Genomic DNA, 22,386 nt, shown 5'->3' with positions numbered 1-22,386 from the left:
GCGCCGGCGTCTCTCAAGCAACGACGCCGGCGAGTGCCGGCGTCGGGTGCGCTTCAGTGCGCGAAGGATCAGGGACGGGCGAGCTTCCAGGCGCCGTTGGCCATGCCGTCACCGGTCTTGTCGCCGGGCTTGACGTCCTTGGCCCAGTAATAAAGCGGCCAGCCCTTGTAGGCCCATTGGCGCTTGCCATCTTCGCGAATGATGATGGTGTAGCCCCCGATGGGCTTGGCGGTGTCGGCCACGCCGAGCGCGGGCCAGTTGGCGGCGCATTGGGCGTTGCAGGCGGAGGTGCCGGCACCTGCGGTGTCGCGGGTGAAGGTGTACAGCGTCATGCCGTTCGGGCCTACCAGCACGCCGTCGGCGGTGCGGGTGGGCGTGTCGGGCGCGCTGGCGGTCTTGTTGGACATGCTGCCGCAGCCGGCAAGCAGTGCCGCCGCGAGGATCGAGGCGCTGAGCAATTTCATGCAGTTTCTCCTTCAGTTGAAAAATCGCGAAGACAGGTCCGGTGACGGGGCCGGACCTTAGGAATGCGCGAGCCGGCAGTTTATGCGTTCATCAAGACAGATCGCGGTAGGCCAGCGTCGCAAGTTTGAGCAGAACTTCTCGCGGCAGCTTGCCGGCGAGGGCATAGCCGAAGCCCTGGTCGACCCAGTAGAAACTGGGCACGGGTCCTTCGGATGCGAAGCGGAATGCGGTTTCCCGGGCCTCAGTGGCGCCAGCGGCGTTGGCGTCGAGCGTGCCGACGTACAGCGTGACGCGCTCTCCCGCCGGGTCCTCGAACATGAACTGGGCGCGCGCGCCGCTTTCGCCCGGCAGAAGACGGCCACCGACCAGGACGTAGCCTTGCGAGGAAAGGTCGGGCACTTTCAGCGGCCGGTCGAGGCGCTTGGAGAGCCACTGCACCAGGTGCTGCTGCTCGGCGGCGGCCACTTCGACCGGGTGTCGCTTCTCGGGCGCGTAGACGGCGTGCGCGACCGAGGCATCGTGCACGAACTCGCGCACCGCAGGCACCCTGGCCATCTGCGCACCTGCGCTTGCGGCGGTGGGCTCCCGGGCCCACTGCATGCTGCCCAGCCAGCCGGCGGCGAACGCGACCAGCAGACCCGCCGCCATGCCGCCCCAGCGCAGCCACGACACGCGCTGCGCCTGCCGCGGCAGGTCGCGTTCCAGCGCATTCATCAGCGGCGCGGGCACCGGCTCGTCGAGCAGTTCACCATGCAGCCGGCGCAAAGCATCGCGCTGCGTGTGCCATGCGGCGATCTTCGCGGCCACCTCGGGATCGCGCGCGATCGCGTCCTCGACCGCGCCATGGCGATCGGCGGGCAACTGGCCGTCGATCCAGGCGTGCAGTTCGTCGTCGGTGGGTGGGGGGGCGGGGCGGTTCATGGTTCGGCGGCGGGTTTCATTTGAGGCGGCGAAGGCCGGGCCGGACGGGCGAGGCTGCGCCGTCCAGCAGTTCCTGCAGCCGGACGCGGGCGCGCGACAGTCGCGACATCACCGTGCCGGCCGGAATGCCGAGCACTTTCGCCACCTCGGCATACGACAGATCCTCGAGCGTCACCAGGAGCAGCACGGCGCGCTGCTCCTCGGGCAGTTGCATCAGGCAGCGCTGCAGATCGAGCTGCGTGCCCTGGTCGCGGCCTGGGTCGATGCCGCCCTGCAACTCCTGCGGCACGTCGTCCAGCGCCACCACCGCATGGGGCGGCGGCCGGCGGCGCACCTGGCTCGCGAAGATGTTGTGCATCACGGTGAAGAGCCAGGCACGCAGGTCGCTGCCTGCCACCCACAGGCGCCACTTGCTGCAGGCGCGCTCGAGCGTGTCCTGCACCAGGTCGTCGGCGGCCCACGCATTGCCCGTGAGCGCGCGCGCATAGCGGCGCAGGCTCGGGATGTGTTCGACCAGCAGGCGGGCGTCCATGGGGTGCGTGGGTGCAGGCAGCGCCGGGCGTGCGGGATCAGGGCTTGGCGGTCTTCCAGACGCCGTTGACACCGTCGCCGGTCTTGTCGCCCGGCTTGCTGTCCTTGGCCCAGTAATACAGCGGCCAGCCCTTGGCAGCCCACTGCTTCTTGCCGTCGTCGCGGGTGACGATGGTGAAGTCGCCGGCCGGCTTGTCGCTGTCCGCTGCCATGAACGGCGGCCAGTTGGTGGCGCATGCGCCGTTGCAGGCCGACTTGCCGCTGCCGGCGGTGTCCTTGTCGAAGGTGTAGAGCGTCATGCCGGTCGCACCGACCAGCGCGCCGTCGGCGGGCTTGGGCTGGGCGATGGCCGGCAGCGCGAGCACGGCGCTCAGCAGGATGGCGGAAGAGGCAAGCAGACTGGAACGCGAGCGGAATGGCGACATGGAAATACTCCTGGTTGGATGGCACCGGATCGCCCGGTGACAACCGCACTAACGCCAGAGGCCCGCCGTTTATTCCATCGACCAGCCATCGCCCGCGAAAAATTGCTAGCGGCTGCGGCTCTTCATGGCGCGCTCGACTTCGCGCTTGCCCTCGCGGTCCTTGATGGTGTCGCGCTTGTCGTGTTCTGCCTTGCCCTTGGCCAGGGCAATCTCGCATTTGACCTTGCCGGCCTTCCAGTGAAGGTTGAGCGGCACCAGCGTGTAGCCCTTCTGCTCGACCTTGGCCGTCAACCGGCGGATCTCGTCCTTCTTGAGCAGCAGCTTCTTGGTGCGAACCGAGTCGGGAGAGACGTGCGTGGAGGCGCTCTTGAGCGGGTTGATCTGGCAGCCCAGCACGAACATCTCGCCGTTGCGGATCACCACGTAGCCGTCGGTGAGCTGCACCTTGCCTTCGCGCAGGGACTTGACTTCCCAACCCTCGAGGACCATGCCCGCCTCCAGGCGTTCCTCGAAGAAGTAGTTGTACGCAGCCTTCTTGTTGTCGGCGATGCGGGAGGAGGTGTCTTGTTTCTTTGTGGCCATGACTCAGGGATGTGGGGGCTGCATGGCTTCAATACAATCCGTCGCGCACGCGGTGCCGATTCTATGAAAACAGTCAACAAGTCCGTCCTCATCTGGTACAGCGCCGAAGAAATGTATGCACTGGTCACCGATGTGGCCAAGTATCCGCAGTTTCTTCCCTGGTGCGACAAGTCGCGCGTCATCGAGCAGGACGACGCCGGCATGACCGCCGAAGTCGGTCTGGCTTTCGCCGGCCTGCATCAGAGCTTCACCACCCGCAACACCCACGTTCCCGGCCGCGAAGTTCATCTCAAGCTGGTCGACGGGCCGTTCTCCAACCTCGACGGCAAGTGGAAGTTCACGCCCGTGGGCGAGGAGGGCGAGCGCGCCTGCCGCGTCGAACTGCACCTGAGCTACGGCTTCAGCAACTTCGCCCTGCAGGCGCTCGTGGGACCGGTGTTCGACACCATCGCGTCCAGCCTCGTCGAAGCCTTCGTCAAGCGCGCCGAGCAGGTCTACGGCAGCCCCTGATGATCGAGGTCACGCTGAGCTGCTCGCCCGCGGCCCGCGAGGTGTTCGAGCAGGTTCTGCGGCTCGCGCCCGACGTGTCCCTGGTCGATGCGGTGAAGGCCAGTGGGCTGACAGAGCGGTTCCCCGAGCTCGATTGGCGCCACGCGCTGACGCCTGGCATCTGGGGCAGGGCGGTGGAATGGGACCAGCCTTTGAAGGATGGCGACCGCATCGAGTTGTGCCGCCCGCTCACGGTCGATCCGAAGGTGGCGCGCCGGGAGCGGTTCCAGCGGCAGGGTGCGCGGGGAACTGGCCTGTTTGCCAATCGCCGCAAGGGCGGCAAGGCGGGGTACTGACGCCGGCTTGCGTGGCTGCGGCTACTTGCAGTCGCTGTTGATGACGGTCTGAAGACGCTTCTGTTCCGCGGCACGGGCGGCGTCGTCCATGATTTCGCGCTCGCCTTGCGCATTGACCCTGGCAATGCGGACGCCGCTGTCGACGGTGGCCTTGCCCTGCCTGGCGAGGGCGCAGTTGTCCGCCTTCGCCTTGGCGATCTTGGCGGCTTCTGCAGCCTGCTTGGCCTTTTCGTCAGCCTCTGCCTTCTTCGTCCTTTCCTCGAGTTCCTTGTCGACACCCGTGGGCTTCGGGCCGTCGGCGGCCTTCGGTGCGGCGGCGGCCTCGGTCTCGACAGGGATCGCGTCGACGTTCGGGTTCGCGGTCGAGCGCGCCTTGGGGGGCGGACCGACACGGCGCAGGATGTTCTTCTCGGGCACATCGGGTGGCGGTGCCTGGTCGCTGAAGACCTTCTTGCCGTTCTTGTCGAGCCATTGCCATTGGGCGCTGGCCGAAAGCGGCAGCGCAACGACACATCCCAATACCAGCCAGTGCACGAGTTTCATTCCCCGAAGTTTAGCCCGGCCTTACTTTTAGCAACATCCGTATTGGGTGGTTTTGCAACGATTCGAGAAAGCCCACGCCTGCAAACGGCCCGGGGCCCTCGTTACAATCCGTCTTTTGGAGCTTCACCCATGCGCCTTCTCGGCAAAGCGCTCACCTTCGACGACGTGTTGTTGGTGCCAGCGTTCTCCCAGGTCCTGCCCAAGGACACTTCCCTCGCCACCAAACTCTCCCGCAACATCACGCTGAACCTGCCGCTCGTCTCGGCGGCCATGGACACCGTGACCGAAGCCCGCCTCGCGATCGCCATCGCCCAGGAAGGCGGCATCGGGATCGTGCACAAGAACCTCACTGCGCAGCAGCAGGCTGCAGAAGTGGCCCGGGTGAAGCGCTACGAGTCGGGCGTGCTGCGCGACCCCGTGGTGATCACGCCCACGCACTCGGTGCGCCAGGTGATGGCCTTGTCGGACCAGCTCGGCATCTCGGGCTTTCCGGTGGTCGACGCCGGCAAGGTCGTCGGCATCGTCACCGGCCGCGACCTGCGGTTCGAGAACCGCTACGACGTGCCCGTCAGCGAAATCATGACGCAGCGCGACCGCCTCATCACCGTGCCCGACGGCACCACGTTGGCCGAAGCGAAGGCGCTGCTGAACAAGCACAAGCTCGAGCGTCTGCTGGTCATCAACGGCGATTGGGAGCTCAAGGGCCTCATCACCGTCAAGGACATCACCAAGCAGACCAGCTTCCCCAACGCCGCACGCGATGCCAACGGTCGCCTGCGCGTGGGCGCGGCGGTCGGCGTGGGTGACGGCACCGAAGAACGTGTCGAAGCGCTGGTCAAGGCCGGCGTCGACGCCATCGTGGTCGACACCGCGCACGGCCACAGCAAGGGCGTGATCGAGCGCGTGCGCTGGGTCAAGCAGAACTATCCGCAGGTCGACGTGATCGGCGGCAACATCGCCACCGGCGACGCCGCCCGTGCGCTGGCCGACGCCGGCGCGGACGCCGTCAAGGTCGGCATCGGCCCGGGCTCGATCTGCACCACGCGCATCGTGGCCGGCGTGGGCGTGCCGCAGATCATGGCGGTCGACAGCGTCGCCACCGCGCTGCAGGGCACCGGCATTCCGCTGATTTCCGACGGCGGCGTGCGCTACTCGGGCGACATCGCCAAGGCCATCGCAGCCGGTGCCAGCACCGTGATGATGGGCAGCATGTTCGCCGGCACCGAAGAAGCGCCCGGCGAGATCGTGCTTTACCAGGGCCGCAGCTACAAGAGCTATCGCGGCATGGGCTCCATCGGCGCGATGCAGCAGGGCAGTGCCGACCGGTACTTCCAGGAGTCGACCACCGGCAACCCCAACACCGACAAGCTCGTGCCCGAAGGCATCGAAGGCCGCGTGCCCTACAAGGGCTCGATCGTGTCCATCGTCTACCAGATGGCAGGCGGCGTGCGCGCCAGCATGGGCTACTGCGGCTGCGCGACCATCGAGGACATGAAGAACAAGGCCGAGTTCGTCGAGATCACCACGGCCGGCATCCGTGAGAGCCACGTCCACGACGTGCAGATCACGAAGGAAGCACCGAACTACAGGGCAGAGTAAGCCCAATCTGGCCAGAACTTGAAGTTCGGGCCAGATCAAGATTAGAATTTGGGCCAGATCACATTTTTCTGGCCCAAATGCAATCCATCGGCATCGCTGAAGCCAAGAACAACTTCTCGGCCCTGATCGACTCGGTCGAAAAGGGCGAGGAGGTTCGCATCACCCGCCACGGCAAGGAAGTCGTGCGCATGCTGCCGGTGCGCCGCAAGCCGGTCATCACCGACGAGCAGATCCAGCGCGAGCTCGGCCAGATCGACTCGCTGCACGCCACCATCCGGCCCGGCCTGTCGCTGCGGGCCCTGCGCGACGAAGGGCGCCAGCCATGACCGCCTTCGTGATGGACGCCTCCGTCACTGCCGCCTGGCTGCTGCCCGACATGGCCAGCGAGCACACGCGCAAGCTCTACGCCGCCATTCGCCGCGACGAGGTCGAACCGCAGGCGCCCAACGCGTGGCAGTGGGAATGCACCAACATCCTCGCCAACGGCGTGCGCAGCGGCCGCATTCCGCCAGCGGCGGTCGAAGGGCTATGGAGCGTGCTCGACGCCATCCGCCATCGCGTGGAGCTCCACGACCTCGCCCCGGCGCAGCACAAGGCCGTGCTGGCCGTGGCCATCGATGCCGGCGTCTCGCAGTACGACGCGGGCTACCTCTGGCTCGCGAAATCGCTCAATCTTCCGCTCGCCACCTTCGACGAGCAACTCATCCAGGCTGCGCCGCAAGCGGGCGTCAGGCTGCTCGACATTTCAACGCTCTGAGTCCTCGCCATGCAACACGACAAGATCCTCATCCTCGACTTCGGCTCGCAAGTCACCCAGCTCATCGCACGCCGCGTGCGCGAAGCCCATGTGCTCAGCGAAGTGCACCCCTGCGACGTCACCGACGAATGGGTTCGCGAGTACGCCGCCGACGGCCACCTGAAAGGCGTGATCCTTTCGGGCAGCCATGCCAGCGTGTACGAGGAAAGCACCGACAAGTGTCCGCAGGCCGTGTTCGACCTCGGCATTCCCGTGCTCGGCATCTGCTACGGCATGCAGACCATGGCGCACCAGCTCGGCGGCAAGGTCGAGGGCGGCCACAAGCGCGAGTTCGGCTTCGCGGCTGTGCGCGCCCATGGCCACACCGCACTGCTGAAGGACATCGCCGACTTCACCACGCCCGAGGGCCACGGCATGCTCAACGTGTGGATGAGCCACGGCGACAAGGTCACCGAGCTGCCGCCCGGCTTCAAGCTCATGGCCAGCACCGAGAGCTGCCCGATCGCCGGCATGGCCGACGAGGCGCGCCGCTACTACGGCGTGCAGTTCCACCCCGAGGTCACGCACACCGTGCAGGGCAAGGCGCTGCTCGAACGCTTCGTGCTCGGCATCTGCAGCGCGAAGCCGGACTGGGTCATGCGCGACCACATCGCCGAAGCCGTGCAGAAGATCCGCGAGCAGGTGGGCGACGAGGAAGTCATCCTCGGCCTGTCGGGCGGTGTCGATTCGAGCGTGGCCGCGGCGCTGATCCACCGTGCCATCGGCGACCAGCTGACCTGCGTGTTCGTCGACCACGGCCTGCTGCGCCTGAACGAAGGCGACATGGTCATGGAGATGTTCGAAGGCAAGCTGCACGCGAAGGTCATTCGCGTCGACGCCAGCGACCTGTTCCTCGGCAAGCTCGCCGGCGTGAGCGACCCCGAAGCCAAGCGCAAGATCATCGGCGGCGAGTTCGTCACGGTGTTCAAGCAGGAAGCCGCCAAGCTCAAAGCAGGCGACGGCGGCCACAAGGGCGCCACCTTCCTGGCGCAAGGCACGATCTACCCCGATGTCATCGAATCGGGCGGCGCCAAGAGCAAGAAGGCCGTCACCATCAAGAGCCACCACAACGTCGGCGGCCTGCCCGAGCAGCTGGGCCTCAAGCTGCTCGAGCCGCTGCGCGACCTGTTCAAGGATGAGGTGCGCGAACTCGGCGTGGCGCTCGGCCTGCCGCCCGAGATGGTGTATCGCCATCCTTTCCCCGGCCCGGGCCTGGGCGTGCGCATCCTGGGCGAAGTGAAGAAGGAATACGCCGACCTGCTGCGCCGCGCCGACGCGATCTTCATCGAGGAACTGCGCAACTTCACCGACGAAGCCACGGGCAAGACCTGGTACGACCTCACGAGCCAGGCCTTCACCGTGTTCCTGCCGGTGAAGAGCGTGGGCGTGATGGGCGATGGCCGCACCTATGACTACGTGGTTGCACTGCGCGCCGTGCAGACCAGCGACTTCATGACCGCCGACTGGGCCGAGCTGCCGTACGCGCTGCTCAAGAAGGTGTCGGGCCGCATCATCAACGAGGTGCGTGGCATCAACCGCGTGACCTACGACGTGTCGAGCAAGCCGCCGGCGACCATCGAGTGGGAGTGAAGCCGCATCCTTCGGCTGCGATCGCTGCCTGTTGATCCAAGCCGAAGGCGCAGGCGGCGGACGCTGCCCCCCAGCGTCCGCGCGATTGCTTCGATGCCTTTGCGTGCCGAAGAACGAAAGGGCGGATGAGGTGCCGTCCGCGAACCCGGCCAACCCTCAGGGAGACGATTGCTTCCGGCACAGCACCGTGAACATCTCGTCCACCGACAGCGCACCGCTGCGGTCGCCCATCCAGTCGGGCCTTGGCAGGCCGGCCACCGCAATGAACTGCCCGCTGGGCATCGCGCTCTGGAACACCTGTGCGAGCCGCTGCTGCGTGCCCTCCAGGCGCGTGCGCTGCGGGCCGGGCGGCAGGCGGCGCAGGGTGTAGCGCATCAGGCTTTCCGCGAGCTCCAGGGTGTCCGCGAAAAAGGGAATGCCTGAGATCTCCAGGCTTTCCAGCGCATCCGCCATGGCGTTGATCGGCGCTTTCACGCCGAACGGGTCCGGCGTGCGGTAGTCGATGCCCATGCGCAGCGATTCCGCCCACAGCACGGCGGCGTCGGGCACCTCGGGAAACCACTTCACGAGGTTGCGCGTCCAGTCCTTCACATCGCCGATCAGGCCCGCGCGCTGCAGCAGAAGCATGCCGGCCACGGCGGCGGTCTGGCCGTTGGCCTTCGGGTCCTGTGCGGCCTGCATCAGGCGCGCAGGGTCGGCGCGCGTGAACGCGTGGCCGAGGCTGCCGAGTTCGGCTTCCTGCGCGAGTTCCCATACGTAGCGGTAGTGCGGGTTGCCGGCCGACGGGCCCAGGCGGGCCTCGATCTTCTGCAGCTTGGGCCGGTCGTTCGCCAGGACGCCGCCGAAGGCGAGGCTCAGCCGGATGGGCACGCTGCCGTTGCGGTCGGTCGGCAGCGCCACGGCCAGCCGCTCGCGCTGCACGAGGTCCTTGCCCTCGAACACCAGCAGCACCCCGCCCATGCGGGGCGCGAGTGTCAGGTCCACCTGCACGAGGGTGCTCGCGTCGTTGCGCTGCACGTCGTGCACGATGCCGCCCGCTTCGACGGGCCGGCGATCGCTCAGCCCGTACATCGCCATGCCGTCGCGCCAGGGATACGACGCATGTTCGTGGCCGAAGCGGCGGTGGATCTCGTCGAAGTCCTTGCGCATGACGTCGAGCGGGATCGGCTCCCGCACCGACAGCCCGGGATCGAAGCGCGCGGCCGCCGCCTCGAGCAGGACCGCCGCATCCGGCGCGCGCACTTTCGGCGGCCGCGCCGCGGTCGCAGGAACGGGCCGCCTTCCTTCGAGCGGGCTGGGCGCCGGCGTCTGCGCGGGCGGCGGCACGATCTCGGTGATGACCATGGTGTCGTCGCCATCGATGCGCTGGCGCGCGGTCTGGTCCAGCGCGGTGCCGGGCTGGGCCTCCTGCAGCAGTGCGTTGATGCGCGGCTTCACGTAGTCGACGAGTTCGCGGAACGCCAGGCGCGCGTCGCTGCCGCCGACGACGCCGTTGCGCAGCGCCTCGAGCACGGCCTCGCCGAAGAAGGTGCGTGTCTTCTTCGGCGACTGGTAGGCCACGGCGTTCGGCGACGTGGATGACAGCGAGGCCGCCGTGCGCGGCGCCTTGCCACCCGGCGCCGCGGCCGGAAAGCTGGTGTTCGCGGTCGCGCCCTTCGAGGCCAGCGGCGGAAACTCGTTGCGGCATGCGTCGATCAGCGCGAGGTGCTCGGCCACGGGGTTGCGGTCCATCCAGGTCAGCAGTTCGGTCACGCCGAAGCAGTTCTCGAGCTTGGGCTTGCCGAAGGCGGGGTCGAGGTAGTCCGACGGCAGCAGCAGGGGAAACCAGTTCGTCTGCACGCCGTGCCCGCTGTAGAAGAAGAACGTTCGGCTCCTGCCGGTGGCCGTGTCGGTGGTCGGCACGTTGCCGGTCCACATGTCGATCGCGTTGCGCAGGTTGCCGTTGGTAGGCGGCGCGTAGTGGGTGAGGCCGCGGCCGTCCAGCACGGTCTTCTCCGCGGCGGTGGGCGAGAGCAGCAACTGGCACCACACGACGGGCAGGCCCTGGCACCGGAAGCCGTCGCGCAGCCACTCGAAGATTTCCGCGGCCGTGCCCGCGGAGGACGCCAGCTGGCCCATGTCGAAGGTGTCGGGTGCCTCGGTTTCGCTGCCCTTGAAATAGGCGTAGCGGCTGATGCCGACGACCATGGCATAGACGCCCGGCATCTCGGGCGTCCACTGGGCGTCTCGCCAGAGGCCGGGTGTTGCTGCGACGATCTGCAGGGCCATGGTCGATCCTCCTATCCGAGTCGTGGGGGCAGCGGCGGCGGTCCGGCCAGCGCGCGGGGTGCGGGCCGGCCCGAAAGCGCGGCCCAGTCGCCGGGCGCATGCAGCGTGAGCGCAATGTCGGCATGGGCCGGCCCGCATGCGAGCGTCATCGACAGGTCGGGAGCCGCAAGTTCGATGGGGTGCGGCGTTCCGTTCGCGCCGGCCAGCGCCGTGAGCTGGAAGGCGTCGGGCAGCACGATGCCGGCTGCGCGCCCCGACGCCGTCTCGCTCAGGCGCAGGTCGCCGGCGGCATCGTCGTCATCCAGCCAGGCGCCGAGCCACAGCGCTTCATCGGGCGCACAAGGCGCGTGCAGCGCATTGCCGACGCGGTGCAGCGGCACCGCGCCCCAACTGCGCAGCGAGCCGGACGCGCGCCAGTGCGAACGGCCGATGCGATGCAGCCGCAATCGCAGGCCTTCGAGAACCACCATGTCGCCCTGCAATCGCCAGGCCGTCATCGGCGCAGGCTTCAGGCGTACAGCTTGCGGATGGTGGCCGTGTCGCCGTCCGACAGCTTCCACGACGGCATGAAGCTCTTGCCGTTGGTGGTCCAGTTCGGCGGCACGGTGTAGATCATCACGGACACGCTGTCGAAGTCGGTGGTGATCACCTTGCCGGTGTCGAACCTGGCGAAGACATTGCTGTCGATGGTGGCCTTGTCCCACCAGTTCGGGTCGCCGCCCAGGTCGGCGTAGACCGCGGGCTTGTCCCATTCGATCTTCGCGCCGGGGTGGTTGTGCTCGTGCAGCAGGCCCATGGCATGGCCGAACTCGTGGATCACCACGCTCGAAAAATCCTTCTCCGGCGTTTCAAGCGTGGCCCAGCCCAGGTTCATCGTGGGCTGGGAAGGGTGGATGGTGCGGCTGTCGGTGCCCACGTACGACCACGAGCCTTTGGTCGCATCGAAGGCGATGCGGATGTCCGCCGCCTCGCCCGGCTGGGCCTGCCGCATCGCGAGCTGCACGCCGCTCACTAGCCAGGACCTCGCCGTTTTCAGCGTGCGCTCGTGCAGTTCGGGTGTGCCCTGCAGGAAGCGCACCTTGATTTCGGTTCCCTTCTTCCACAGCTTGTCCTTCGCGGCCACGCCGAGGGTCAGCAGTTGCATGGGATCACCGGCAGGCCGCGTGCCGCCTTCCACGTCCAGGGTGGTGCAGATCCAGTTCCTTCGTTCGTCGTCGCTCATCGTGTTCTCCTTGTCCTGCCGGCGGCCGTTCGGGGGTCTTCGACGCAGGCCGCAACGCGTCTGGCCCTCAGACGGACACCTGCCAGTCGCTGGCGTCGTCGAAGCGCCCGGGTTCGGGCTGCACCGAGATGTGCATGTGGTGGTCGTGTGGATTGGCGCCGGCGTAGGGCCGCCATTGCCAGGGCTGCACGGTGGCGCTGAAGATGCGGCGGTTCCAGATCACGTACTTCACGCGCGGATCGCGCGCCGCGCGCAGCGATTCGGCCAGCCGCTCGGCGTCGCAGCCGCCGGCCGGGTCGTGGGTGACGTCGATCGCGGTGACGACTCCTTTGCCGTCGGCCACCACCCACGGGTTGTGATCGGAACTGCGGCTGGCGTGCGCGGCGTCGCCGATGCTGCCGTCGCTGGCCTTGCTGCGCAGCGGCGCCAGCGCATTGACGTTGTCGCGCAGCCTCTGCAGGCTGGCCGCCAGGCGCCATGGGCGCACTGCGGCTTCCAGCGGCGCCGCGCCTGCGCCGCGCGGCGAGGCGGCGGGCATGGGCGCCGGCGGGTCTTCCGCATCTTCGGCATCGCAGTCCGCATGCCCTGGATGAGCTGATTCTTCGGCCGGCGCCTCCCGCATTCGTTGAAGCGTGAGGAGGGCATCGGCCGTCGGCAGCGCGTGGCGCTTGTGCGCTGCAGCGGCTACCGGGCTGGCGGTGGCGGGCCGGGATTCCAGGCTGCGCGGCGCGGCGGCGGGTAAGGGCGAGGGCGCCGGCGTGCCCATGGCGTACCCGGCCTCGCCGAGTTCGCTCGCGAAGATCTGCAGCACGCGCCGCTTGTCCGCCGGCACGAGGTCTTGCGACACCGCGATCACGCGGCGCAGCTGGTCGAAGCGCTGGCGCACCTCCGTGTCGGGCCTCAGCTCGGTGACGGCGCTTCGCACGGCTTCCCAACCCGCGCGCAGCTCCGGGATGGCCGCGTAGTCGTCGCGCTGGTCGAGCGCTTCCACGCCGATCACCATGTAGGGAAAGCCGGCGACGGCGTTGCCCTGCGCATCGACGAGTCCGTTGTCGTGCGGGTCCAGCTTCAGCCCCTGGGGCAACTGGCCCTTGGGCACGCGCGCCACCACCCAGTGCCCGGGCGACAGCCGTGTGTCGGTGCGCGCCAGCCCGATCTCCAGCTGCGCGCGGCCGGCTTCGGAGAACAGCATCTCGGCGCCGCGCCGTATCGGCTCCGCCCACGGCACGGCTTTGGCCAGGAAGCCGACGCCCGCCGCATCGGTGAGGCTGGCCAGCAGTTCGAGGTAGGGCTTGGCGAGGTCGGTGGCGGCGATGGAGAAGAGCCCGACGTCGGCGTCCAGTTCGCCGCGGTAGGGCACGGGGCCCAGCAGCGGCTGGTTCACCACGATCAGCCGATCGAGATGCGCAGGGTCGAGTTCGGAGAAGGTCTTGTCCGGCGCCACGACGCAGACCACTTCGCGCCGCCCCTGCACCGGGTCGTTCAGCTCGAAGCGGGCGTGCACGCTCGCATGGAACTTGGCGGTCCAGCGGCGCACGTCGGTGATGCGCGCCGAGCGAAGCCACACGCGCAGGTACTGCGTGCCCGGCTGGATCGCGGGCGCGTCGGCCGGCGGGCCCTCCAGCCGCTGGTGCGTGTACTCGACGCTGGGATCGCGGCGCAGGCGCTCGAAGAGGCTGGCGAAGAAATTTCCGACATCGGGCATGACGCACTCCTCGTTGGGTTGAAAGTCGAAAGCGGCAGAAGACGGGGGCGCGCCGGCTCACGCGGCACGCGCCGCCTCGGCGCGCACGATGCGGCGCTGCACTTCGCGCCGGTACAGGTCGGCCAGCCGCGCCAGCACGTCGCTGTGCGGCGGCATCGTGCGCAGCAGCGCCAGCAGCAACTGGCGGGTGCGGTCCGAGCCGCTTTGCCACAGCCACGACATCCATTCGTCCCGCGTCGGCAGCGGCTTGTTTCCCTCGGTCGCGACACCGAAGGCGCGCGCGCTGTCGCTCGCCAGCTCCGGCGCCTGCGCAGCCCAGAGCTGCAGCGTGGCCGCCAGCTCGGAGGCTTCCTCGAGCGACGGCAGTTCGACGCCCAGCACGTCGATGCCGGCGCGCAGCAGCCGCGGGTTGAGCGCCGCCAGTTCGGCCAGCAGTTCACGCAGCAGCACGGGGCGGCGCCGCAGGTCGCGCAGGGTCTCGGTGTCGAGCAGCGAGTTCAGCTCCTGCACCCGCGGCACGAGTTCCTCTTCGGGCAGGCCCTGGCGGCGCTCCAGCCGCAGCAGGGTGACGCCGGCGCGCAGCAGCAGGATCTGGTCGCCGAGCTGGCGCGCCAGCTCGAGCGCCTCGTCCGCGCGCGCGTGCGCGTGGGAGGGGTCGTCGTTGGCCTCCTGCGCCACGGCAAGTAGCAGGGCGGCATCGCAGGCCGCAGGCATGTCGCCCGACTCGGCGCACTCGTTGTGCGCACGCAGGGCCATCGCCGCGGCCCGCCCGAATTCGCCGAGCAGGTGCAGCGCCTGCGCTTCCAGGCCGAGCAGCGGACTGGCATGCAGCCGTTGCCTGCGCTCGTTCAGGATCCGCATCGCGCGCTCGGGGCTGGCGTTGCGCAGGTACTCGGTGGCGCGGCGCTCGGCCTGGCGTTCCCAGTCCTCCTGTGCGGCGTCGCGCAGCGTCTCGGCGTCCAGCGTCACGCCCAGCAGGTCGGCCAGCAGCACGCGCATGGCCGGGCCTTCCATTTCCTCCAGCGCGTTCTGCAGGTAGGGCTGCACCTCGGGCATCCAGCGCGCGCGGATGGTGGCCTCCGACTGCTCCAGGCGCAGGCGGTGGTAGATCTCTTCCGCGCGGTGGCTCGGCGTGGAGAGGCTCTGGTGGTAGCGCACCGCGCGCCGGGCGATGCGCTCCACGGTGCGCGAGCCGGCCTTGGCCTCCAGGTCGCGCAGCATCATCCGGCGCAGGTCGCTGCGGTGCAGCAGGCTGGGCTCGCCGCCTTCGTCGTCGCCGGCATCCACGATGTCCACCTGCTGGCGCAGCGCCTTGAACAGCCGCTCCGCATGCTGGGGGTCGCGCATGGCCACGCCGCAGGGCTTGGCCAGCACGTGCCGGATCACGCCCGCCGTGATCCGCCGCACGGCCAGCCCCGGAAACACCAGCAGGCCGAGTTCCTGTTGCAGTCTGGCGCGTTCGGCGGCATCCACCTGCTGCTGCGCGTCGAGCTGCCCGTGCACGCGGATGTGCTCGAGCACGCGGTGGAACAGCACCACCAGGATGCGCTCCCGCCGCACCTTGAGCATCAGCAGCTTCGGGTCCGCCTCCGCGATCAGCCGGGCCGCGAGGCGCAGCACCAGCGGCGACCGGCCCACCAGCGCGATCACGCGCGTGAGCGTCGCTTCGTCCGCCCGGTTCGCAGCGCCGATCTGCGCCAGCCGTTGCCGCAGGTAGGCCACGGCAGAGAGCGCGTCGAACTCCTCCAGCGGCACCGTGTCCCAGCGGAAGCCCGGCGGCGCGACGCGGCCGCACACCACGAGGCGCAGGCGCGGCAGATGCCGCTGCAGCGTGTTCATCAGTTCCCACAGCGGCCCCACGGTGCTGTCGCCCATGCGCTGCGGTTCCTCGAAGGTGTCGAGCACCCACAGCAGCGGCGTCGGGTCGTCGTGGCCGCCGAGCACCATGTCTACCTGGCGGGCGAAGTCCATGACCACGGTTTCCTGCAGGCTGTACGACTTGGTGAACTCCGCCGCATCCCGCACACGCATGCGCTGCGCCAGGCTCTCGGACATCCGCGCCATCGCGGCGTCGTGCAGGGGAAACTGCGCGCGCAGCTGCTGCAGCGCCGCCAGCAGCAGGCTCAGCGGCAGCGTGGGCTCGACCTGCGCGCGGTCGAAGTCCACCAGCACGAAGGGAATCGGCGTGCCGCCCGCCGGACCCACATGGTCGAGGATGAAGCGCGCCATGAGCGAAGACTTGCCGACGCCGCCCGGACCCAGCACGAAGAGCGGAGGGTCGGCCATCAGCGAACGCCGCGTGCGCCGCACGAAGCGCCGCGCCGACACGCCCACCGACGTCAGCAGGCCGTCCGCCTTCAGGATGCCCACGTAGTCGGCCAGCCGCTCCAGCTCGTGCGTGCGCCCGACGAACTGGTCGCCGATGAGGCGCTGCATCGGCTCGAGCAGCTGCGCCATCGCGAGGCGCCGGCGCAGCGTTTCGGCCGGCGGCAGCCATGGCAGCAGGCCCTGGTACCAGTCGTGCGCCTCGACCAGCGCCGCCAGTTCGCCGATGGCGAGCGTTGCAGGCAGCGGCTCGCCGTACAGGAGCAGGTCGGCCATGCGCTGCAGCGTGCCGGGCGCCGCGACGCTCAGGCGCCGGCGCAGCGTTCGCAACGATTCGGGCTCGCCGATGACGGCCAGCGCGCGGCGGCGCGCGGCCTGCGTCAGCCGCCACGAGACAGGCGACACGGGATCGCCGGCGCTGCTGCCGTACGGGTCCTCGGTATGGCCGATCAGGCGCTCGAGGTTGGCGTCGTCGACGGCCACGTCGAACACCGCGAGCAGCCGCCGCGGGTCAAATTCGACCAGCGTGGCGGCGCAGGCCAGCGGTTGCGCGAGGTCGCGCTCGCCCTCGCGCTGCGCGGCGTCGCGCTGCTCCAGCTCGGCCACCTGGCGCTGCAGCGACTCGAGCGTGATCGGCGTGCGCGGCGGTTCGTCGGGCAACGACTCGAAGGGCGCGGGCATCATCATGCTCAGGCCCTCGCGATCAGCGCCGGCAGTTCGCGCAGGCGCTGGCCGGCCAGGTCCATGTCGTCGTGGCCCAGCGGAAAGCTCAGGCCCTTGAGCACGTAGTCGAGCATCACGGCAGCGCCGGGCGGTGCCAGCTCGCGCTGCATGAGGCGCGCCAGCTCGGTCACGTGCGTGCGGAAGTCGGTCTCGGTCAGCGGCGGCAGGGTGATGTCGATCACGTCGTTGGCCACGTGCGCCGGCGGCGGCGTCGGCAGGGCCAGCAGGATCAGCCCCACGTTGACGAGGTCGCCGCGCGAGCCGGAAATGATGAGCCGGTCCACCAGTTCCAGTGCGCCGCTGCCCACGCGCGGATGGTTCAGGCTGTCCATCACCAGCAGCCACGATTCGTTGCGGGTGCGCAGCAGGGCGGTCTGCTCCTCGAGCCAGAGCGTGAGTTTCTCGGCCTTGCGCGCGTCCTGCGCCATCGTGTCCCATCGCGCGTCTTCGGTGGAAAGATGCAGGCGGTTGGCGATCGCGCGCATCAGGTCGGTGGCGGTGACGCGTTCGCCGTCCTCCGCAATGACCTCCTGCAGGCGGATCGGCGCCATCTGCACCGCGCCGGGGTTCTGCTCGACCAGATGGCGCACGAACAGCGCCGTGTGCGTCTTGCCGGTCGCCGGGTCGCCCCGCACGATGAGCACGCGGCGGCCGAGGCGCTGCACCAGTCCCTGCACGTGCGGGCGCTGGTCGACGCGGTCCACGAAAGGCGCGTCGTTGAACAGGATGAGCGCGGATTTGGGATCGGTCGGCGCGTAGGGCGCGGCCTGGGCTTCGGCCTTCTCCCAGGCGAGCAGGGCGGTCTTGCACGCATCGATCAGCGGCGCGCCGTAGTCCGGGGACTGGATGACGGCATTGAGCAGCTCGCCGAGCCACAGGTCCAGCGCCGCCCGCTCGAGGATGGCGATCGCCATCGCGGGCCACAGCGCCTCGGCCGTCAGGGTGTGCGCGGGATGGCCGCACAGCAGGCACAGCGCGCGCATGCCTTCGGGGTCGAGCCGCTGCCCCCACGGCAACAGCAGTCTCTGGAATTCCTCGTTCGGAAACGCGACGCGGGCGGCCATGTCAGTCAGTCCAGCGCGTTCAGGGACAGGAGATCGGCTGCGATGAGCCCGATGGGCACGGCCTGGTTGTAGGCCGGCCGTTCGGGCTGCGCCGCGTCCGTGGCGTGGTGCAGCGCCACCAGCTGCAGCGCATGGTTGAAGCAGGGCGAGCCCGAGGTGCCGGCTTCGGTCGGCGCGTCATGCCAGATGCGGCGCGCCGGCGCGCCCGGCAACACGCGGCCCACCGCCAGCTTCATCGGCGCGCCGCCGGGGTGCTGCAGCACGAAGATGTCGTCGCCCGGCTGCAGCGCAGGTGCGTCGGCGCCCAGCACCAGATGTCCGCGCGGCTTGCCGATACCGCTCATGTCGTCGGACTGCCCGGGCGGGTAGCGTCCCACCGGCGCGCCCAGGCGCAGCAGGGCGTAGTCCAGCTGCTCGGGCGTGGGCGGCGCCGCGCCGGCCTGCACGTCGCCCGGTGCGTGGTCGCGCTCGGCCACCAGCCATTTCGTGCCGGCCGGCTTCTCGACCGTGCCGGCGCGCGTCGCGACGGAACCGGCCAGCGCCCGGTAGTCGAAGCGGCAGGCAAATCGCACCGGGTCGGTGGCCAGTGCTTCGCGCACATGCTGGTTCGTGAGCACGAGGTCGTCGCCCACCAGGAAGCCCGTGCCCAGCGCTTCCGGCTGCGCGCCGGGCGCGGCGGTTTCCTCGATGCGGCAGACCCGCCCGGCGATCGCGGCAAGGTCGGCCAGGAACTGGTCGATGTCGCCGTAGACGGCGCGCCCGCGCACCAGCCCTTCGAGCACCGCGCCGGCCGGCTGCCCGTTGCGCAGGCTGCCGCTGACCGCCAGCATCGCGCCCTGGCCAGGCGTGGCGACCAGATCGCGGAGCACGCCTGCCAGCGCCACGTTGTGCGGGCGCCAGGCGGTCACGGCCAGCAGCAGTTCGTCGGTGAAGGCCTGCATCTCGGCCTTCTTCACGACATTCGCGACCAGCGGCTCCCACAGCATGGGCAGCGCCACCAGGTTCGCGAGCTTCCGGCCGCATTCCAGCAGCAGCAGGCTCTCGAACTCGGCCTGATCGAAGCTGTCCCCGATCGCCTTGACCAGTGCCTTGAACTGCTCCTTGCTCAGATCGAGTGACTTGGCCATGGGTGCCCTTCATGAAGCGAAGTGGCAGCGCGTGCGACGCGCTGGCTCGGGCCGACATGATGCGGCGCGTCGTGGGTGCGCGATATCCCTCGAAAGTGGGATGCCGCGGCGCTGTCCTATAACTTTCGTGATCTGCGGTCCGGCAGGTGCGCGGCCGGAGGGCGCCCGCCCGCCTGCGCTACTTACACGCGCCGCAGTCGGGGGCAATGCGCTGTCGCTACGATGGCGGCTCTCTTTCTGTTCGTCGCCCTGTCGAACGATGGTGCAGCGGTTCCGACGTCATTGCCTGTGCGCGATGCGCGTGAGCCGCATGCCAGCCACCTTGCAGGTTGCCGATGGTCTTCGTCATGCATGAATGCCGTCGCGCTTGCGAGCCAGCCCGCCAATGAACTTGTCCGCCGCCTACCGCGGCGCGCGGATGACTTTTCCTGTTTCAAAGGATGTGTTGTGCAACTGGATTCTTCTTCGTTTTCCTCCATCGCCGCCGACCGGCGCCGCGCGCTCGATCTGCTGCTGGAGCGGCATTCGCCCTGGCCGCTGGAAGAGCCCGCGCCGTCCGCGCAGGAGCTCGACCTGGTGTTTGAGGCCGCGCTGCGGGCTCCCGACCACGGGCAACTGCAACCCTGGCGATTCGTCGTGATCCGCGGCGACGCGCGCGTGGCGCTCGGCAACGTGTTCGCGCAGGCCGCGCGCCTGCGCGATCCGCTGGACGACGGCGAGCGCTTCCGCGGCAAGGCGATGGCGGCGCCGGTGCTCATCGCGATCTGCGCGCGCGTCACCGCGCCGCACAAGGTGCCCGAGTCGGAGCAGGTGCTCGCGGTGGGCGCCGCCGCGATGAACATGCTCAACGCGCTGCACCTGCTGGGCTACGGCGGTTTCTGGGCCACGGGCGCCAACAGCCATGACCGCCATGTGCAGCAGGCGCTGGGCCTGTTGCCGGCGGACAGGTTGCTCGGCTTTCTCTACGTCGGAACGCCGAAGGAAGCGACGCGCGCACCCGACCGGCATGCACCGCCGTCGTTCGTGCGCGAGTGGACCGGCGAGCAGGTCGCGCGCGACATCGCCGACGCGGACGCCGCGCGATGAACGCATGCGACGTGCTGCAGGCGCCGATGCCGGACGCTCCCGCAGCCCGCATCTCGTCCGCATCTCGCCTGCATTGAGCGGCGTGCCCGAGACCACCTTGCTCGCGCGGTGGAACCGTGCGAGCTTTGCCGCGGGTCCGCAGGCCGTGCCCGACGACCGGTCGCGGTGCGGCTGGTCGAGGCCGGCATGCGTAGCGGGCAGGCCCTGACCTGCGCGCAGCCCTGCCCGGAGCACATGAAGGCATTCGCGCTGCTGTCGCGCATCGGCTGGCTGCGCGGGCGCATCGCGCCTGGGCTGGTGCAGGCGGTTGGGGGCGCACAGGGCGCCCCAAACCGCAGGCGAAACGATGCTGACGCCCCGTGAAGCGCCTGTCGATGGGCGATGATCGGGGGCAATGCCAGAACAGCTTTTTCTTCCCGGAATCGATCCCCCGCCGCGGCCTCTGCCGCGGCCCCGCAGCAAGGTCCAGCGCAAGCAGCCGCTGCCTCATTCGCTCTTTCTCGCGCTGGTTCCTTCCGCGCACGACGCAGCAGCCATCGCCGCGCTGGGCGATCGCATGAACTCGCAGCACGCGTTGAAGGGCACGCTGGTCGATGCCCCGCGGCTGCATGTCACGCTGTTCGACCTCGGCGGACATGTTCAGCTCCCGGCCGACCGCGTCGCGCAGGCGTCGCACGCCGCCGCCTCGGTGGCCGCGCCGGCCTTCGACGTCGTCTTCGAGAAGGCCATGAGCTACCCGAAAGGCGCGCTGGTGCTCTGCGCCGACGACGCACGGAACATCGCGTCGCTCAAGGCGTTCAGGCAGCGCCTCGGCGAGGCGCTGGCCGACGCCGGGCTGAAGCCCTCGCGCTCGTTCACGCCGCACATGACCGTGGCCTACGCGCGGCGCAAGCTCGAGAAGCACGCGCTCGAGGCGCCGGTGCAATGGCGCGCGGGCTCGCTGGTGCTCATCGACAGCCATGTCGGCGAGCATGTGCACGACGTGCTGGCCCGCTGGGACGCCTGACATGCACGAGCCGCTGCTGGCCTGCCTCGACGTGGACTATCGCGCCGACATGGCCGTGGCCGCGGGCATCTGGTTCCGCGGCTGGGCCGTGGCGCAGCACGAGGCGCAGGCGGTCGCCGGCTTCAGCGGCGTGGCCGGCTACGAGCCGGGCGAGTTCTATCGCCGCGAACTGCCCTGCCTGCTCGGTGTGCTGCGCGAAGGCCCGCCGGCGGACATCGTGATCGTCGATGGCTACGTGTCGCTTGGCGAGGGGCACCCGGGCCTGGGCGCCCACCTGCACGAGGCGCTCGATCGCAAGGTGCCGGTGGTCGGCGTCGCGAAGACCGCATACCGCAGCGCGACCGAAGCCATCGAGGTGCGTCGCGGCCAGAGCGGCGCGCCGTTGTTCGTGACTGCCATCGGCATCGACACCGCGCTGGCGGCGCAGCAAGTGCGACGCATGCACGGACCGTACCGCGTGCCGGCATTGCTGCGCGCCGTCGACCAGCTCGCGCGCCACGCGGTGCCGGGGCAGATCCGGCCCGTCGGTTCGCCTGGCTGAAAAGGTCCGGCGCTCAGCCGCCGTCGGCGAAGTTGTCGAACAGCAGCCCGCGCAGCCACTGGTTGCCCGGGTCGCGATGCACCTTCGCGTGCCAGAACAGGTTGATGGCGATCTGCGGCAGCGCCACCGGGTGCGGCCGCCACACCAGCCCGAAGGGCTCGGCGATGCTCTGCGCCAGCCGCTCGGGCACGGTCGCGATCATGCCGCTCGACCGCAGGATGTGGCCGATGGCCACGAAGTGCGGCACCTTGAGCCGGATGCGCCGCTGGATGCCCTGCGCGGCCATCACGTCGTCGGCCTTGCCGTGTCCGGTGCCGGCGGCCTGCACCTGCACGTGGTCGGCGGCGCCGAAGTCCTTCAGCGACACGCTGCGCTTGCGCGCCAGCGGATGCTCCTTCGAGAAGATGCACACGTAGCGCTGCAGGAACAGCCGCCGCTGGAACACGCCCGCCTTCAGCTGCGGCAGCAGGCCGATGGCGATGTCGACATGGCCGGCCTCCAGCTCCTCGCGCAGGTTGGTGGCGGTGTTGTTGCGCAGCGTGCTGATGGTCACGCCGGGTGCGGCTGCCGACAGCGCCTCCATGAGCCGCGGCGTGAAGTAGATCTCGCCGATGTCGGTCATGGCGAGCGTGAAGCCGCGCGTGCTGGTGGCGGGGTCGAACACGACCTGCTGGTTGAGCGCGGTGTGCAGCGCACCCATGGCGTACGCCACCGGCTCGGCCAGTTGCAGCGCGAAGGGCGTGGGCTCCATGCCGCGCGCGGTGCGCAGGAAGAGTTCGTCGCCCAGCAGCTTGCGCAGCCGCGCCAGCGCATTGCTGATGGCCGGCTGCGACAGCCCCAGCGAATCGGCCACGGCCGACACGCGCTTCTCGGCCAGCATGCGGTCGAACACCAGCAGCAGGTTGAGGTCGATGTCCTTGAGTTGCATGGCGCACCTTTATTCAGCGCAGTGATGAGAAGGATTCACCAAATTCTATTGGTCAATCGGCAGCGGCCGCGCATCATCCAGCCCAAGAGACAAG

The 22,386-nt window shown here is 69.2% G+C and carries 23 protein-coding genes; 9 read left to right on the top strand and 14 right to left on the bottom strand.

Translation table 11 applies throughout. From position 1 onward, the window contains the following. Positions 1 to 68: 68 nt before the first annotated feature. The 5 genes from AACL56_RS16090 to smpB form a co-directional block, all read right to left on the bottom strand. The gene (locus AACL56_RS16090) at positions 69 to 464 is read right to left on the bottom strand and encodes a COG4315 family predicted lipoprotein (protein ID WP_339090812.1); all 396 of its coding nucleotides are present in this window, start codon (positions 462 to 464) and stop codon (positions 69 to 71) included. A gap of 91 nt (positions 465 to 555) precedes the next feature. Next, on the bottom strand, positions 556 to 1,386 hold the full coding sequence (locus AACL56_RS16085) for an anti-sigma factor family protein (protein WP_339090811.1): 831 nt from the start codon (positions 1,384 to 1,386) through the stop codon (positions 556 to 558). A gap of 16 nt (positions 1,387 to 1,402) precedes the next feature. Continuing rightward, on the bottom strand, positions 1,403 to 1,918 hold the full coding sequence (locus tag AACL56_RS16080; RefSeq protein ID WP_339090810.1) for an RNA polymerase sigma factor: 516 nt from the start codon (positions 1,916 to 1,918) through the stop codon (positions 1,403 to 1,405). A 37-nt stretch (positions 1,919 to 1,955) separates the two neighbouring features. Beyond that, a complete protein-coding gene (locus AACL56_RS16075; protein WP_339090809.1) occupies positions 1,956 to 2,342 on the bottom strand; it encodes a COG4315 family predicted lipoprotein in 387 nt (128 codons plus the stop codon). Positions 2,343 to 2,447: 105 nt separating this feature from the next. Then, a complete protein-coding gene (gene smpB / locus AACL56_RS16070; protein ID WP_339090808.1) occupies positions 2,448 to 2,924 on the bottom strand; it encodes an SsrA-binding protein SmpB in 477 nt (158 codons plus the stop codon). Positions 2,925 to 2,987: 63 nt separating this feature from the next. Between smpB and AACL56_RS16065 the strand changes: the two genes are divergently transcribed. Together AACL56_RS16065 and AACL56_RS16060 are read left to right on the top strand one after the other, a co-directional pair. After that, positions 2,988 to 3,434: a type II toxin-antitoxin system RatA family toxin gene (locus AACL56_RS16065; protein WP_339090807.1), complete on the top strand. Its 447-nt coding sequence runs from the start codon at positions 2,988 to 2,990 to the stop codon at positions 3,432 to 3,434. Then, complete coding sequence (locus AACL56_RS16060) at positions 3,434 to 3,769, top strand: RnfH family protein (RefSeq protein ID WP_339090806.1); 336 nt, start codon at positions 3,434 to 3,436, stop codon at positions 3,767 to 3,769. Before AACL56_RS16065 ends, AACL56_RS16060 begins: the two co-directional genes overlap by 1 nt. A 21-nt stretch (positions 3,770 to 3,790) precedes the next feature. Here the strand turns inward: AACL56_RS16060 and AACL56_RS16055 are convergent, their stop codons facing one another. Continuing rightward, positions 3,791 to 4,312, bottom strand: a complete 522-nt coding sequence (locus tag AACL56_RS16055; protein WP_339090805.1) for a DUF4124 domain-containing protein — start codon at positions 4,310 to 4,312, stop codon at positions 3,791 to 3,793. Between the two features lie 129 nt (positions 4,313 to 4,441). Here AACL56_RS16055 and guaB point away from each other — a divergent pair, with 129 nt between their 5' ends. The 4 genes from guaB (at position 4,442) to guaA (ending at position 8,297) form a co-directional block, all read left to right on the top strand. Further along, positions 4,442 to 5,911, top strand: coding sequence for an IMP dehydrogenase (gene guaB / locus AACL56_RS16050; protein ID WP_339090803.1), 1,470 nt, complete (start codon positions 4,442 to 4,444; stop codon positions 5,909 to 5,911). Positions 5,912 to 5,988: 77 nt separating this feature from the next. After that, a complete protein-coding gene (locus AACL56_RS16045; protein WP_339090802.1) occupies positions 5,989 to 6,237 on the top strand; it encodes a type II toxin-antitoxin system Phd/YefM family antitoxin in 249 nt (82 codons plus the stop codon). After that, the gene (locus AACL56_RS16040; protein ID WP_339090801.1) at positions 6,234 to 6,668 is read left to right on the top strand and encodes a type II toxin-antitoxin system VapC family toxin; all 435 of its coding nucleotides are present in this window, start codon (positions 6,234 to 6,236) and stop codon (positions 6,666 to 6,668) included. The genes AACL56_RS16045 and AACL56_RS16040 overlap by 4 nt, the downstream gene beginning before the upstream one ends. Positions 6,669 to 6,677: 9 nt before the next feature. Beyond that, complete coding sequence (gene guaA / locus AACL56_RS16035; RefSeq protein WP_339090800.1) at positions 6,678 to 8,297, top strand: glutamine-hydrolyzing GMP synthase; 1,620 nt, start codon at positions 6,678 to 6,680, stop codon at positions 8,295 to 8,297. 156 nt (positions 8,298 to 8,453) lie between these two features. Here guaA and AACL56_RS16030 read toward each other — a convergent pair whose 3' ends face one another. From AACL56_RS16030 to AACL56_RS16000, 7 genes are all read right to left on the bottom strand, one after another. Next, positions 8,454 to 10,565, bottom strand: coding sequence for a caspase family protein (locus AACL56_RS16030; RefSeq protein WP_339090799.1), 2,112 nt, complete (start codon positions 10,563 to 10,565; stop codon positions 8,454 to 8,456). Positions 10,566 to 10,576: 11 nt separating this feature from the next. Next, positions 10,577 to 11,062 carry a hypothetical protein gene (locus AACL56_RS16025; protein WP_339090798.1) on the bottom strand — a complete coding sequence of 162 codons (486 nt, stop codon included), beginning with the start codon at positions 11,060 to 11,062 and terminating at the stop codon, positions 10,577 to 10,579. Positions 11,063 to 11,073: 11 nt separating this feature from the next. Next, on the bottom strand, positions 11,074 to 11,787 hold the full coding sequence (locus AACL56_RS16020) for a M12 family metallopeptidase (protein WP_339090797.1): 714 nt from the start codon (positions 11,785 to 11,787) through the stop codon (positions 11,074 to 11,076). A 67-nt stretch (positions 11,788 to 11,854) separates the two neighbouring features. After that, a complete protein-coding gene (locus AACL56_RS16015; protein ID WP_339090796.1) occupies positions 11,855 to 13,492 on the bottom strand; it encodes a hypothetical protein in 1,638 nt (545 codons plus the stop codon). Positions 13,493 to 13,549: 57 nt separating this feature from the next. After that, entirely contained in the window at positions 13,550 to 16,504 is a 2,955-nt protein-coding gene (locus AACL56_RS16010) for a GTPase domain-containing protein (protein WP_339090795.1), read from the bottom strand. A gap of 2 nt (positions 16,505 to 16,506) precedes the next feature. Then, positions 16,507 to 17,604, bottom strand: a complete 1,098-nt coding sequence (locus AACL56_RS16005) for a hypothetical protein (protein WP_339090794.1) — start codon at positions 17,602 to 17,604, stop codon at positions 16,507 to 16,509. A gap of 5 nt (positions 17,605 to 17,609) precedes the next feature. Beyond that, positions 17,610 to 18,731: a trypsin-like serine peptidase gene (locus AACL56_RS16000; protein WP_339090793.1), complete on the bottom strand. Its 1,122-nt coding sequence runs from the start codon at positions 18,729 to 18,731 to the stop codon at positions 17,610 to 17,612. A 447-nt stretch (positions 18,732 to 19,178) separates the two neighbouring features. On the opposite strand from AACL56_RS16000, the gene AACL56_RS15995 reads away from it, so the two are divergent. The 3 genes from AACL56_RS15995 (at position 19,179) to AACL56_RS15985 (ending at position 21,364) form a co-directional block, all read left to right on the top strand. Continuing rightward, entirely contained in the window at positions 19,179 to 19,817 is a 639-nt protein-coding gene (locus AACL56_RS15995; RefSeq protein WP_339090792.1) for a nitroreductase family protein, read from the top strand. A 394-nt stretch (positions 19,818 to 20,211) separates the two neighbouring features. Then, positions 20,212 to 20,823 carry a 2'-5' RNA ligase family protein gene (locus AACL56_RS15990; RefSeq protein ID WP_339090791.1) on the top strand — a complete coding sequence of 204 codons (612 nt, stop codon included), beginning with the start codon at positions 20,212 to 20,214 and terminating at the stop codon, positions 20,821 to 20,823. Position 20,824: 1 nt separating this feature from the next. Continuing rightward, the gene (locus AACL56_RS15985) at positions 20,825 to 21,364 is read left to right on the top strand and encodes an endonuclease V (RefSeq protein ID WP_339090790.1); all 540 of its coding nucleotides are present in this window, start codon (positions 20,825 to 20,827) and stop codon (positions 21,362 to 21,364) included. A gap of 13 nt (positions 21,365 to 21,377) precedes the next feature. On the opposite strand, the gene AACL56_RS15980 is transcribed toward AACL56_RS15985, so the two are convergent. After that, positions 21,378 to 22,292, bottom strand: coding sequence for a LysR family transcriptional regulator (locus AACL56_RS15980; RefSeq protein ID WP_339090789.1), 915 nt, complete (start codon positions 22,290 to 22,292; stop codon positions 21,378 to 21,380). Between the last annotated feature and the right edge of the window lie 94 nt (positions 22,293 to 22,386).

It is taken from the genome of Variovorax paradoxus (assembly GCF_902712855.1).
GTDB classification, from domain to species: Bacteria; Pseudomonadota; Gammaproteobacteria; order Burkholderiales; family Burkholderiaceae_C; genus Variovorax; species Variovorax paradoxus_Q.
The sequence above is the reverse complement of the archived record's forward strand: the minus strand, read 5'-3'. Positions and strand labels throughout refer to the sequence as shown.